Here is a 14,513-nt window from a genome sequence, read left to right on the forward strand (position 1 = left end):
TCCTACGACAAAAATTCGTTCGTATATAACTGGTTAATGTCCAGTTCCTGCACCAGTTCGCCGTCCTGAGTCGTCAGCAGGCGGTTACGAACCAGCCAGTTGATGAATGATCGCCATACGTTCGGACTCATGATGCCCCACTGTCCGTCGCCGTTCAGGTAGTAGTTAGCCGCAACCTGCTGGCTTTGCTCCACGAAGTCGCGGTTGGAAAGAGTAGGGTGATTGGCCGTTTGTATGAACAGATCAGCGGCCTCTTCGGGGTTATCAACCGCAAACCGGAATCCCTGGGACGTAGCGGCCAGAAACGAACGCAGGGGATCCGCGTTCTCATTGGCCCAGTCGCGGTTGGCGGCCAGAATAGGGCTGTAGCCGTACGAAATATCGTAGTCGCTGAGCTGGAAACGATTCAGTGAGATATCCTTCAGGTCCGCTTCGACCCCTTCCCAGTTCAGGAAAATCCAGGTGGCATCCACTTCGCTGGTTAGCAGGGCGTGCCAAATGTCGAGCTTGGCGGGCTTGTGCGAAACGAAATGCCCCCGGCCACCGTCATTAATAATCATCTGGCTGATGATCTCGTCCTCAAACCGGGCGCCGTACGACGCATATACCTTGCCATCAAGCTCTTTGGGCCGGTTAATGCCGCTTTGCTGAAGCGTCACGATGGCGCTGGCGTCGCGGGCCAGCACAGCCGCTACGGCCACCATCGGTACCCCGTTGAGGTGGAAACTGATGACGCTTTCAGACGGAGCAATGGCCAGATCGGCCTGACCCTGGTTTACTTTTTTGGCGGGTGTTGTCTGGTAGTTGTCCTGGTCGGGCGACAGAAGCTGTACGTCCAGACCAGCCTGTTGATAGTAGCCGTTGGCAAGGGCAACATAGAAGCCAGTATGATTGGTATTCGGTGTCCAGTCGAGAGCTAAGCGGATGGTCATGTGTGAGGTAGTTTGGTCAGTAGTTAACTGCCAGACGCCGGTAAGGTTTGGTCAGGCTACCTCACGAACCAGTTTACGGGCAGCCCATCGGCGTTCGATAGGGGCTTTGCTACCCTTCGTTTGCTTCTTCCGTTTCCCCCACCAGATCAGGAAGCCACTCACCGGCAGTGAGGCTGAAAACAGGCTGGCCAGAAAAGCGAGAATCTTACCCGGCAAGCCAAGCCAGCCGCCCGTATGAAGGTCGTAGGCGGCTCCCCGTGCTACGTCGCCCCGCGAGAAATCCTGGTAACGTTTTCCCTTCAGCATCGCCCCGCTGTACTGATCGAAGTAGAAGATGTTATACTTCCGGTACAACGCACTCTGGTCGTAGCGGACCTGCACCCGTAACGCCCCCACCGAATCGGCCGGGAAGATAACGTAGGACTCGAACGAGTTTGGTTCAAGGGCCAATACCTGTGCATACGCCTTGTCGATGGAGGTAGGTTTTCCCTGGGGCTGGTAGACCGAAACAGCTTTCTCACGATCGCGGGCGGGAGAGCCAGTCAGGGCGTATAACCCGTTTTCCCACCAGTCGAAGGCCCAGATCAGGCCGGTCATGGCAATAACCAGCAACAGCCACATGGCATAGAAACCACCAACAGCATGCCAGTCGTAGTTGACCCGGCGCCAGCGGGCGTTCCATTTGATAGCCAGGCGCTGCTTCAATACGGTTTTGCAGCGTGGCCACCAGAGAATCAGGCCAGACACCAGCATGAACAGGTAGATCAGTACCGAATAGCCAATGATCGTACTGCCCGTTTTACCCAGCATGAGGCTCGTATGAATGTCCCGAACGATGGCGAAAAAGTCGGTTTTAAGGTTCCGAACGCCCAACACAGCACCCGTGTACGGATCGATACTGACCAGGCGCTTGTCTTTTAAAATGACCTGAAAACTGCGGTCAGGGTCGTGCCGACGGAAGATACGCTGCAACTTACTTTCCGGAAACTCCCTGCCGACGGCCGAGGCTACCTGCCCCATACTGAGGGTTGGCGCTGGCTGGGGCGCTACGAACAATTGCTTCTGATACACAAGCGCCTGGAGCTCTTCTTCAAAAACGTACAGACAGCCGGTCAGGCTGATGATGAACACAACCAGGCCTGACGCCAGACCAAGCCACAGGTGTAGTTTGCCGAAGAGCTTCTTCATACGTAGTACTACGGACCGCCGTCAACAGAACAGTCTACCGCTTTGTCCTACAAATCTGGAGCTTCTTTAGATTTAATCCAAATTATGCGTTTGTTTATTTTGACTGAATCTAAACAAGCGCTAAGTTTGCCCCAAATTATGTGAACTCGCCCTGAGTTAATCCTATGTTGCGATTCTTCTTTTTGTGCTTATTCCTCTCCATCCACTGTACAATTTTTGCTCAATCTGAACAGCCCACGCTACAGGGAACCGTTCTGGATGCGTCCGGCCAGCCAGTTGCCGCCGTCAATATCAGCCTTTCCGGAACCCGCTATGGAGCGCAAACCGACGCACAGGGTAAGTTTCAGGTAGCCGCCCCGGCTGGTACGTATACTTTATCCATATCAGGTGTTGGATACGAAACTGTTCGGCAGTCGGTTACGCTACGTACCGGCGAAACAGCTTCTCTGAACCTGACTGCCCGGGCCAGCGAATCCTCGCTCGATGAAGTGGTCGTAACGGCGAGCCGCCGGGCCGAAACCATCAATGAGGTGCCGTCGGCGATCACGATTGTGAACAAACGCCAGATCGCTGAGCAAACGGCCCTGAACGCCGACGTGACCAATGTCCTGCAATACACTGTTCCCGGACTGGCCCCGGCTACCTACCGGACGAGCAACACGGGCCAGACTCTGCGCGGGCGGCAGGTGCTGGTCCTGGTCGATGGCGTACCGCAGTCAACTCCGCTACGGAACGGTGGCCGGGATCTGCGACTGATCGATCCTTCGGCCCTCGAACGTATTGAGGTGATCAAGGGCGCTACGTCCATTTACGGTAACGGCGCCGATGGGGGTATCATCAACTACATCACGAAGCGGCCCGAAACGGCCAAGCCCTTCACGAGCCAGACCTGGGCAGGCCTGACCAGCGGGCTGAGCAGCCTCGACCAGACGCAGGGCTTCCGGCTCAGCCAGCAGTTTACAGGCAAGACGGGTAAGGTTGACTACGTGCTGAACGGTACGTTTGAGCGGACGGGTCTGCTCCGGGACGCCAACGGGGAGGTTCTGTCGCCGTTCTACAGCCCCGGTCAGATGAACAATTACAACGTGCTGGCCAAAGCGGGATACACCCTTACCGACCGGCAGCGGCTGGAGGTGATGTACAATTTCTACGCGAGTCGGTCGGATCTGAACTACGTCGAAAAGGTGGGCGTGTACGGTAAAACCCCCAGCATCGGCGTCCCTGCCACCGAAACGGCGTTGGGAACCCGGCAGGGAACGCCTTATAACCACAACGTAACGCTCCGCTATAATTACAGCCGTATTGTGGGAGGTACAGATGCTGAGGTAATCGTGTACGGGCAGAGTTTTCGTACTGTATATGGCTACGATGCCCAGTACTTCGAAAATGGCGGGCAATCCAATATCGTTTCCAGTAAAAAAGGGGTGCGGCTGAACCTTCAGTCGCCTTACCGCCTGGGTTCGGCCCTGAGCGGTGAACTGCTCTACGGCGTTGACCTGCTGAGCGACCAGACCGCGCAGAAACTGCAGGACGGTCGGTTCTGGACGCCCGACATGAATATGCGGAACCTGGCCCCCTACGCTCAGTTGAAGCTCGATATCCTGAACAACCTGGTGCTGAAGGCTGGTGCCCGGTTCGAAAACATCCGCGTTGATGTATCTGATTTCACGACACTACGTACGTATAATACGACAACGCAGAAATTCGACGGGGGCGTGGCGGTGCAGGGTGGTACGCTGAACTACAATGCTTTTGTCGGCAACGTAGGGCTGCGTTACAATGGAGTGCGGGCTTTCCAGCCGTTTGTCAGCTTTTCGCAGTCGTTTTCCATCAATGAGTTAGGTCGGATTTTACGGACATCACAGAAGAGCATCGTATCGCAACTGCCAACGGATCCCATTCTGGTGAATAACTACGAAGCCGGTGCCATTGGCGACATCGGTCGCTACGTTCATTATGACCTGGCGCTGTTCCGCAGTACGTCGGAGCTGGGAGCATCGTATCGACAACTGCCGTCGGGCGTGTTCGAAGTGGTACGGTCGCCCGAGAACGTCTGGGGCTACGAACTGGCCATTGATGTGCGCCCGCTCAGCTTTCTGACGGTAGGTGGTGCGTATGCGTACGTAGAGGGCAAAACAGATGGCAACAACAGCGGAGATTACGAAACCTACCTGGGTGGTGACCGGATCATGGCCCCTAAAACAACGGCCTACGTACGCATCAGCCCCGGTTCGCGCTGGAACCTGACCGTGAATGCGCTCCGGTCGAGTGCCCGCAACCGGTTCCTGCCCAACGCTCGGGGGCTCTACACGTACGGACAGGGGCCCGTAACGCCCTATACGGTCGTGAACCTGACTGGTGGGTATGCGATCAATCAGAATCTGAATCTGACCCTGGGCATCGAAAACCTGCTGAACCGCGACTACTACCCGCCGATTTCGCAGTGGGCTGCCCGCGATGCTGATTACATAAAAGCCCCCGGTTCGCGGTTTAGCCTGACGGCTAACTACCGGTTCTGACCCGGTCGGAACGTAGCGGAAAAAGGGCTTCAGCATCCGCCGAATCATAGTATACATCATAAGCCATATCGATAGTTGAAAAGCCTGCCTGTTCCGAACGGACAGGCTTTTTTGTTTTGTCAGGTCAGAATAGCATATAAAGAACATAGATTTTGGCTTTTCTAAGCCAATTAATTAAATTAGCCGAATAAAAATCACCGGCGACCGATGCGTAACACGAAACGGTTCGTAATTCAGTCAGACTCCAATTGGGAAGCGGATTTGACCCTGCGTGTAAGGGCCGGTGACGAGCGTGCCTTCGAAGAAGTCTTTTTTTGCTACTACAAACACCTCAACGCCATTGCCCTGAAATTTCTGAAAGACCCCGAACTGGCTGAAGATGCCGTTCAGGATATTTTCTTAAAGTTGTGGGACAACCGACTGGCGCTTAACGAAACGTATTCGCTCAAAGGATTTCTGTCAATCTCCATGCGGAACCACGTACTGAACGTGATTCGCAACAACCATGCGGAGATATGGGAGTCGTTATCAAACCCGTTGGGTGTAGATTATACGACGGAAGCAACGGCCGCTGATGATTACCAGTGGCGCGAATATGGCGAAATTGTGGAGCGCGGGCTGAAGCAGCTATCTCCCCAGAAACAACACATTTTCCGGCTGAAAGTCTTTCAGGGTTTGGACAACGCTGAGGTGGCAAACCAGCTCTCCATTTCCATCAATACGGTTAAATTCCAGTTTTCGCAGGCGACCAAATTCATGAAAAGCTACCTCGGCAAGCACGCCGATATTGAAGGTATGCTGCCTGTTCTTCTCATGCTGCTGTTAGGCGAGCTATAACGGGTCTGCCTAGAAAAACAAAAAAATTTACCGGCTCTATCATACTCCGGGCACACGAATGTGTATCCATAGCAGAACGTCTTGACCTTTTCAAAGGAACCTGAATGCTATGGATGAACAATTACTGGAAAAGTACCTGCGTAACGAATGCTCACCCGCCGAAGCCCAACAGGTGCTGGCGTTTCTGGCAACAGACGATGGTCAGCGGTTACTCCAGCGGGTGGTTGACCGGGAAACCAGCTCATTAAAGCGAATGCAGCTTGACCCCGCCGAACACGCCGAAGCCATGCGGGTGTTCAAACGTGTCCAGGCAGCCAAACGTCCCGCTCTGGCACCCGTCCGGTCCACTACGTGGTGGGCAGTACGATGGGCGGCTGCGGCCGTTGTATTACTAACGCTGGGGATAGGTGGCTGGTGGCTGTATCAGCAATCGATTGAAGAGCCCTGTGTAACCCTGCGGACCCCCTACGGCCAGACCCGGCTGATTACCCTCCCCGACCAGTCGGTCGTAACGCTCAATGGCAATTCGTCCGTTACCTACCCAATCCGCTGGACCGACGATAAACCCCGCGAGGTGTGGGTCGACGGGGAAGCGTTCTTCGACGTAGTGCACACAAAGAGCCATCAGCAGTTTGTCGTACACTTGCCGGCCAACATGAATGTGGAAGTGCTGGGCACGCGCTTCAATGTCTATACCCGTAAATCAAAAACCAAAGTAACCCTCGATACAGGCCGTATTCGGCTGCTACTCGACGAACAGCGGAAAAAACAACTCGTGATGAAGCCTGGCGAGATGGTTGTCGCCGACACAAAAGGCAAAACGTACTACAAAAAACAGGTGAACGCCAAAGCGCTGGCCTCATGGCGCGACAAGAAACTGGTGTTTGAGGGCATGAGCCTGCTGGAAATTGCTCAGATGCTGGAAGAAACCTACGGGGTCAAGGTTGAAATCGCCGACCCTACTCTGCAAAAGCAGCAGTTTTCAGGCAGTATCCCAAATCAGAATATCGACACTATTCTCAAGGGCCTATCTACACTTTTCGATTTTCATATTACCCGTCAATCTAACCGAATCGTAATCCAATGACCCAATCTACTTTATCTATGAAGCGATTCCTGTCTGCGCTGGGAATGCTGATTCTGATCGGCACGTTGCCGGCTCAGGCCCAGCTCCTGGCCTCTTCTAATCGGCATGCGACTCAACAAACTAAAGAGAGCGACACCCGCCTGATTACCCTGCGTAGTGCCCTGGCTGAACTGGAGCAGCACTACAACGTTTCGTTTATTTACCCAACGACGCTGATGGATACCCGCGTTACGCTTAGGAGCCATCACAGCCAGAATGTAGAAGAAGCGCTGACCAACCTGTTGACCGACAAAGGCCTGACGTACCGGAAGGTGCAGCCTAAATTCTACGCAATCGTATCGGCGAACGATAAGAGTGGTCGGTTTTTTCGGAAAGTCGAGCAGCTTGACACCAAAACCGAAATGGCTACGGCCGGCGAACCGGCGGCCCTCCCCGAACGGACGATCAACAAATTAGAGCGGATTGGCTGGTCAATGACGACCACAAAACCGCTGGAGGATATCCGGGGCCGTGTCGTTGACCGAAATGGGTCGGGAATTCCCGGAGTCAGTGTTGTGATCAAGGGAACAAACCGTGGTACGACCACCAACGCCAACGGCGAATACACGATTAATGCCAGTACCAATGCTACCCTGGTGTTCAGCTTCGTTGGGTATCTGTCGCAGGAGGTGGCCGTATCGAGCCGCAGCCAGATCAACATCACCCTGGCTGAGGACGTAAAAGCACTGAGCGAAGTGGTCGTTGTGGGGTACGGTACCCAGAAGCGGGCTTCCGTAACGGGGGCCATCTCGTCGGTTTCGTCGCAGGAAGTAACGCAACTGCCGGTACCGAGTGTCGAAAGTGCCATTCAGGGTCGGGTGCCGGGTGTCAGCGTCGTGAGCAACGGTTCGCCGGGAACATCGCCGATTGTCCGTATCCGGGGTATCGGTTCGATCAACTATGCATCCAACCCACTCTATGTCATCGATGGCTACCCAACGAGCGATCTGAATAACTTCGACACCCGCGATATCGAAAGCGTTGACGTGCTGAAAGATGCCTCGTCGGCCGCAATCTACGGGTCGCGGGCGGCAAACGGGGTAATCATCGTCACGACCAAGCGCGGTTCCCGCGACGGTAAGCTGCACGTTAACTACGACGGCTACGCGGGTGTGCAGAGCGCCTGGCGGCAACTCGACCTGCTCAGCACGGACCAGTACCTGCAATACGGTACGGCTCTGCTGCAAAACGCAGAGAACGATAAGGCTGCCGCCGAAAACCGCGCGCCAATCGACGCCCGACCGGCCCGCTTCCTGAACATGAACCAGCCCATCTACCAGGGCGCTACGCAAACCTACGCCCAGACCAACACCAACTGGCAGGATGCCGTATTCCGCGATGCAGCCATCACGCAGCACAGCCTGCAACTATCCGGTGGTAACGACAAATCGCGGTTCTATTCGTCGCTGGGCTATTTCAAGCAGGATGGGATCATGATCGGAACAAGCTATCAGCGGGGGAACTTCCGGATCAACTCGGATCATACGCTCAGCAAGCGTTTCACATTCGGGCAGACGCTGACGATTTCGTACGACGACCGGTACAGCGAAGTGGAAGCCGGCGGCCGGACGCAGATCCAGAATCTGATCCGGATGACGCCGTATATGCCGGTTACTGACCCCTTCCTGGTGGGTGGCTACCGCGGTCCGGATGGCTCGGACGCATCGGACCCTCAGAACCCGGTTCGGGCGGCTTTACAGGACCGGACCAATACGCAGCGGCTGAAACTCCTGGGAAGCGCTTACCTCGACGTGAAGCTGTTCGAAGGACTGACCTACCGCATTCGGGGGGGCATTGACTACGTAACCTCACGCGATTACGCGTTCCAGCCGATCTATAACGAAAGCTTCAACGCCCGCGCACTGGCTACCCTGACCGACAACCGGTATACCTACACCTCACCCCTGATCTCGAATCAGTTGACGTTTGAGCGCACGTTTGGTAAACACAGCATCAATGCCGTGGCAGTAGCCGAGCGTCAGGCCGGTATCTATTCAAACCTGAACGCATCGGGCAACGCTACGTCAAACGACATCCGGCAGGTGAGTGGTCTGTCGTCAACGGGATTGGGCCTGACCGGCGGACGGAACCAGAACATACTGATTTCCTATCTGGGTCGGATCAACTACGAGTACGGTGGTAAGTACCTGGTAGGCGCTTCGTTCCGGCGCGACGGGTCGAGTAAGTTTGCACCCGGTAACAAATGGGGTAACTTTCCCTCCGTGTCGGCCGGCTGGCGCATCAGTGAAGAAGCCTTCATGAAGGATGTACCGACAATCTCCGAACTGAAGCTGCGGGCCAGCTACGGGTCGATGGGCTTCAACGGCATCGGCGATTATGACTGGCAGGTAGCCGTATCGCAGACGACGAACGCGATCTTCAACGGCGAACGCGTGCAGGGAACGTACTTCGACAAGCTCGGTAATACCAACCTGCGGTGGGAGGTAACCGACATGACCAACGTTGGTGTGGACCTGGGCCTGCTGAATAACAGCATCACCCTGACGGCCGAATACTTCAACCGCGTTACCGACGGTCTGATTCTGGGCCAGCCGATTGCCCCGTCTATCGGGTACTCGCAGTCGCCGATCGTAAACGTAGGTAGCATGCGCAACCGGGGCGTTGAACTACAGATCGGCTACAACCGCCGGCAGGGCGAATTCAAGTTCGACGTATCGGCCAACGCCAGCGTTATCCGCAATAAAGTGTTGAATCTGGGACCGAACATTTCACCGTTGTTCAACGGAAATAACGCCGATTACGGCGGGTTCGACATCACCCGGACCATTGCGGGTGAGCCCATTCAGTCGTTCTACGGCTGGAAAGTGGCCGGTATCTTCCAGACGGCTGACGAGGTCAGAGCAGCACCAACACAGGCAAACGCCCAACCCGGCGACATTCGCTTCGTAGACGTCAACAATGATGGCGTGATTAATGCTGATGACCGGACGAACCTCGGTAGTTTCCTGCCCGATTTCAATTACGGGTTCAATTTCAACGCCAACTACCGCAACTTCGATCTGGCCCTCTTCCTGCAAGGGGTACAGGGTAATAAGGTGTACAATGGGGTGAAGGTTCTGACGCAGGGTATGCTGCGCCTGTTCAACGCGGGCACGGACGTACTGAACGCCTGGACGCCGACCAACACGAACACCGACGTACCCCGGGCGGTTAGTGGCGATCCTAACGGCAACACCCGTACGTCGGACCGGTTCATTGAAGATGGTTCGTACATGCGCGTGAAAAACCTCAGCCTGGGCTACAACATGCCCGCCGGGGCGCTGCAGTCGTGGACGCGTGGCACGCTCAGCCGCGCTCGTTTGTACGTAGCGGTTACCAACCTGCTGACGCTGACGAAGTACACCGGCTACGACCCTGAAATCGGTTCACGCCCCAGTACCAACACACCGTTAACCACCGGGGTCGACTACGGCCAGTTCCCGCAGGCCCGGACGTTGATGGTTGGGCTGCAACTTGGCTTCTGATAAATACATCTCCTGCCTTGTATATAACAGGGCAGGAGATGTATATTAGATGCAATTTTTTCTCAGCAGAAGATAAAATGCTTCACAACAATAAAAAGGATTCGATGTACGTAAGTTTCAAACGAACTATACAATGAAACGTAATTATTTAACCGTCACAACCATTACCCTGGGGCTGCTCTTAGGCTGTAGCACGGATAAGCTGGAGCAGATAAATCCCAATCAGTACACAACCGAAACGTACTATAATAACGCGGCTGAACTGGTTAAGGGCGTCAATGCCGTGTATGCGATCTGGCAAAGCTACAACCTGACCGGTCGCGAATGGTTTTTCCTGCACGACCTGCGTGGCGACGAAATGACCTCGGGTGGCGGGCAGTTGGAAGCCCCCCGTAACCAGATTCTGATCGGGGCGCAGATTCCGGGCAATCCGGTGGCATTTTCCGTGTGGAACGGGTTGTACCGGGCCATCCACCGGGCCAACGTCGTGATCGATAAGGGCGCGGAGGTAACCGATAATCCGACGCTGACGAAGCGGGCCATTGCCGAGGCTAAATTCCTGCGGGCCCTGTCGTACTTCGATCTGGTTACGCTTTGGGGGGGCGTTCCTCTCTATACGAACTACGTAACGGCCGTTGACGGCACCAAAGCCCGGGCAACACCGGCTGAGGTATACCAACTGATTACGTCTGATCTACAGGCGATTCAGGCTGATCTGCCGGCGAGCTACAGCGGGGCCGATCTGGGCCGGGCTACCCGTGGAGCGGCTGCTGCGCTGCTGGGCCGGGTTTATATGCAACAAGGCGATTATGCCAAAGCTAAGACGGAGTTTCAGAAGGTCATCAGTTCAGGGCTCTATCGCCTGACCGACGAGTACGACGCTAACTTCCAGGAGGAGAGCGAGAACAACGCTGAGTCACTGTTTGAAATCGGTTTCTCGAAGATCGGTGACTTTAACTGGGATGGCGACGGTAACGACGGGGGCGCCAACGAAACGATGACCCGCAGCCAGGAATACAGCGCGATTGGCTGGCGGAACCTGATTCCATCGGCAAGTCTGCTGGCTGAGTATGAGCATACGGCCAAGGGTGATGAGAAAACCGATCCGCGCCTGGGCTACAACTTCTATTTCATCGGGGATAAGTTTAACAACGGTGCCCGGACGCTGGCCGAAGGCGATGTACAGGGCAACGCGCAACCGTTCAACGGAACGACTCAGAAAATAAGCTGGCGGAAATACACGGCCATGTACAAAAATGCTGAAACGTTCTATACGTCAGGTATTAACATGCGAATCATTCGCTATGCCGACGTACTGCTGGGCATGGCTGAAGCCGAGAACGAAACGGGTAATTCGGCCGCTGCCATCACGCTGCTGAATCAGGTGCGGGCCCGGAAGAGCGTTGCTATGCCGTCATATCCAACCAAGGCTTATCCTGTCAACAGCAAAGACGAGGTGTTCCGGGCCATCATGCACGAACGGCGCGTTGAACTGGCCGGTGAGCAGATTCGTAACCGCGACATTCTGCGCTGGCGGGCACAGAACAAGCTGAAAACAGAGCCTATCTCGTATTTCGCCAGAGGTAAGCAGGAACTGTTGCCCATCCCGCAGCAGGAACTGGATAACAACGGTAAGCTGAGCCAGGCCGATCAGAACCCAGGCTATTGATTTAGGTTGATGTTCAGGGTTTCAGCCTTCGTATTGAACCTGAAACCTGGAACATCAGGCAAGAGCCTCCTCCACCGAGGAGGCTTTTTTTTCGTATCTTACCCTATGCGTTTAGTCTCATTTCTGTTTATTGGCTGTGTGGTATGGCTAACCGGTTGCGGTCAGCGATCAGCCCGGTTTGAGCTGTTAAGTCCCAGTCGGACCGGCGTCGATTTTACTAATACCATCACCGAAACGGATTCCTTCAACGTACTGGAGTTCGAGTACATCTACAATGGGGGGGGCGTTGGAGTCGGCGATTTCAATGGGGATGGTCTGACCGATGTATTTTTTGCCGGTAACCAGGTGTCGAGTCGGATGTACCTGAACAAAACCGCTCCCGGCCAGGCGGATTTCCAGTTTCAAGACGTGACCGAAGCGGCTGGGGTTGGTACGAAGGTCTGGTGTTCGGGGGTAGCCGTGGTGGATATTAATCAGGACGGGCGGCTGGACGTATTCGTATCGACCCTGCATCCCGACAAGCGCAGGTCCGTTCCTAAACTGCTCTTTGTGAACCAGGGTAACGACGCCAACGGTGTGCCGCGGTTCGTTGAATCAGCCCGGCAGGTGGGACTGGCCGATTCGAGCTTCGGTACGCAGGCCGCTTTCTTTGACTACGACCGCGATGGCGACCTGGACGTGTATCTGCTGACCAATGCCCTCGAAGAATACAATCGTAACACCGTAACTGGACCCCGTAACAACGGTAGTGCCCGCAGCGTAGATAAACTGTATCGGAATGATGGCGGTGGGCAAGGGGCGGTGGACAAGGGGCTTGGGGCCGGCAGGAATGATCGAATAAACCCTCCGTCCCCTGCCCCCCGCTCCCTGCCTCATTTCACCGACGTATCGCAGGAAGCGGGGATCATCCACGAAGGGTGGGGGCTGGGCGTGATCGTCAACGATGTGAACCAGGATGGCTGGCCGGACATCTACGTAGCCAACGATTTCCAGTCGAACGATGTGCTGTACATCAACGATCAGCACGGTCACTTCGTCAATCAGATTACCGATGCCCTCAAGCACCAGAGCCACAACAGCATGGGCGTCGACATGGCTGATATCAACAACGATGGCCTGAACGAAATCACAGTGGTTGATATGATGCCGGACGATAACCTGCGGCAGAAAACCATGTTCGGAACGATACCGTACGACAAGTTTCAGATGGCCCAGCGCCTGGGTTACCAGCCTCAGTACGTCAGGAATGTGTTGCAATTAAATCGCGGCTTTGAGCCGGGGGGCAAAGGGCAAGGGGCAAGGGGCGTGGGGCAAAGCGTACAGCACTCCCCCCAGCCCCCAGCTCCCAGCCCCACACCCTTATTCAGCGACATCGGGTACATGGCGGGTATTTATGCGACCGACTGGAGCTGGAGTCCGCTGCTGGCCGACTTTGACAACGACGGCTTCCGGGATCTGCTCATCACCAATGGGTACCGGCGCGACGTAACGGATCTCGACTTTTCGACGTACAACCGTGAGGCTAACCAGTTTGGCTCTGACGAGGACCGGCATCGACGCATTCTCGAAAGCCTGAAAACGCTGGAAGGGGTACATAAACCTAACTTCATGTACCGAAATAACGGGAAGGGACAGGACGCAGGAAGTACGGGGCTATCCTTTAGCAACGTAGCGGAAGAATGGGGGCTGGACCAACCCTCGTATACGAACGGCACGGCCTACGCCGACTTCGACAACGACGGTGATCTGGACCTGGTCATGAACAATGTCAACGACGCGGCCTTCATTTACCGGAACAACACGATACAGGGGCAGGTCGCGGCCGACAATGCGTTTCTGCGGCTTCGGCTGAAAGGGGATACCGGAAACCTCAGCGGGCTGGGAGCAACCGTTTGTATTCATTACCAGGGACAGATGCAGTACGCCGAGCAGGTAGTGCAGCGGGGGTATCAGTCAACGGTTGAGTCCTTGATGCACTTTGGATTAGGTGGAGTAAAGCAGATTGATTCTCTCAAAATACGCTGGCCCGATGGTCGGGGGCAGTTGCTGACCAACGTAGCCGTGAATCAGGTCCTGACGCTCAATCAGGCGCAGGCCAGACCGCAGGAGGCTTCGTTCATGCTTCAGCAGAACCCGACGTCACAACCGCTATTTCGGGAGGTGTCAGCGGCCGTTGGTCTTACGTTCCGCCATGAGGAGACCGATTTTGTGGATTACAAAATGCAGCAAATGCTGTTGCCGCATAAACACTCGCAGATTGGTCCGGGCCTGGCCGTCGGCGACGTTAACGGCGATGGGCTCGACGACGTCTATATTGCCGGGGCTGCCCAGCAATCCGGAGTATTATTCGTGCAGCAGTCTGGCGGTACGTTCCGGCGTATGACCATGCCGACAAAGGACGAAGAGGAAACCGGTGTCCTGTTCTTCGATGCCGATAACGATGGCGACCAGGATTTGTACACGGTTCGGGGGAGTACCGAGTTCGGTAAAAACCAGGCGAAATTTCAGGATCAACTTTACCTGAACGACGGTAAAGGGCATTTAACACCCGCGGTCAATGCCTTGCCGCCGACAACGGCCAGTGGTTCCTGCATAACAGCCGGGGATTTCGACAAGGACGGCGATCTGGATTTGTTCATCGGTGGGCGGGTGGTGCCGCAGGAGTACCCGAAGCCAGCCCGAAGTTATCTATTGCGCAACGATAGTGAATTAACCTCACCCCGCCCTAACGGGCACCCCTCTCCTTCAAAAGGAGAG

8 protein-coding genes are annotated in these 14,513 nt (G+C 55.3%); 6 read left to right on the forward strand and 2 right to left on the reverse strand.

Translation table 11 applies throughout. The features are described from left to right. Positions 1-2 precede the first annotated feature (2 nt). Positions 3-932, reverse strand: coding sequence for an ABC transporter substrate-binding protein (locus tag BN8_RS00525; RefSeq protein WP_009279794.1), 930 nt, complete (start codon positions 930-932; stop codon positions 3-5). A gap of 51 nt (positions 933-983) precedes the next feature. Further along, complete coding sequence (locus tag BN8_RS00530; protein WP_009279795.1) at positions 984-2,120, reverse strand: PepSY-associated TM helix domain-containing protein; 1,137 nt, start codon at positions 2,118-2,120, stop codon at positions 984-986. A 164-nt stretch (positions 2,121-2,284) separates the two neighbouring features. Between BN8_RS00530 and BN8_RS00535 the strand changes: the two genes are divergently transcribed. The 6 genes from BN8_RS00535 to BN8_RS00560 form a co-directional block, all read left to right on the forward strand. Beyond that, the gene (locus BN8_RS00535) at positions 2,285-4,639 is read left to right on the forward strand and encodes a TonB-dependent receptor (RefSeq protein ID WP_009279796.1); all 2,355 of its coding nucleotides are present in this window, start codon (positions 2,285-2,287) and stop codon (positions 4,637-4,639) included. Between the two features lie 207 nt (positions 4,640-4,846). Further along, positions 4,847-5,476 carry an RNA polymerase sigma factor gene (locus BN8_RS00540; RefSeq protein ID WP_009279797.1) on the forward strand — a complete coding sequence of 210 codons (630 nt, stop codon included), beginning with the start codon at positions 4,847-4,849 and terminating at the stop codon, positions 5,474-5,476. 109 nt (positions 5,477-5,585) lie between these two features. Then, positions 5,586-6,563: a FecR family protein gene (locus tag BN8_RS00545; RefSeq protein WP_009279798.1), complete on the forward strand. Its 978-nt coding sequence runs from the start codon at positions 5,586-5,588 to the stop codon at positions 6,561-6,563. Between the two features lie 17 nt (positions 6,564-6,580). Beyond that, complete coding sequence (locus BN8_RS00550) at positions 6,581-10,087, forward strand: SusC/RagA family TonB-linked outer membrane protein (protein WP_229367619.1); 3,507 nt, start codon at positions 6,581-6,583, stop codon at positions 10,085-10,087. 133 nt (positions 10,088-10,220) lie between these two features. Continuing rightward, positions 10,221-11,756 (forward strand): RagB/SusD family nutrient uptake outer membrane protein, encoded by a 1,536-nt coding sequence (locus BN8_RS00555; RefSeq protein ID WP_009279800.1) that lies wholly within the window; start codon positions 10,221-10,223, stop codon positions 11,754-11,756. A 105-nt stretch (positions 11,757-11,861) separates the two neighbouring features. Beyond that, positions 11,862-14,513 (forward strand): VCBS repeat-containing protein (locus BN8_RS00560; protein WP_040005188.1); only part of this gene is annotated, 2,652 nt, incomplete at its 3' end.

Origin of the sequence: Fibrisoma limi BUZ 3 (assembly GCF_000296815.2) — a bacterium.
Taxonomy (GTDB): domain Bacteria; phylum Bacteroidota; class Bacteroidia; order Cytophagales; family Spirosomataceae; genus Fibrisoma; species Fibrisoma limi.

Excerpts from the sequence above, each read along its gene's own strand:
- BN8_RS00525 (WP_009279794.1), bottom strand. The coding sequence starts at position 932 with ATGACCATCCGCTTAGCTCTCGACTGGACACCGAATACCAATCATACT.
- BN8_RS00530 (WP_009279795.1), bottom strand. The coding sequence starts at position 2,120 with ATGAAGAAGCTCTTCGGCAAACTACACCTGTGGCTTGGTCTGGCGTCA.
- BN8_RS00535 (WP_009279796.1), top strand. The coding sequence starts at position 2,285 with ATGTTGCGATTCTTCTTTTTGTGCTTATTCCTCTCCATCCACTGTACA.
- BN8_RS00540 (WP_009279797.1), top strand. The coding sequence starts at position 4,847 with ATGCGTAACACGAAACGGTTCGTAATTCAGTCAGACTCCAATTGGGAA.
- BN8_RS00545 (WP_009279798.1), top strand. The coding sequence starts at position 5,586 with ATGGATGAACAATTACTGGAAAAGTACCTGCGTAACGAATGCTCACCC.
- BN8_RS00550 (WP_229367619.1), top strand. The coding sequence starts at position 6,581 with ATGAAGCGATTCCTGTCTGCGCTGGGAATGCTGATTCTGATCGGCACG.
- BN8_RS00555 (WP_009279800.1), top strand. The coding sequence starts at position 10,221 with ATGAAACGTAATTATTTAACCGTCACAACCATTACCCTGGGGCTGCTC.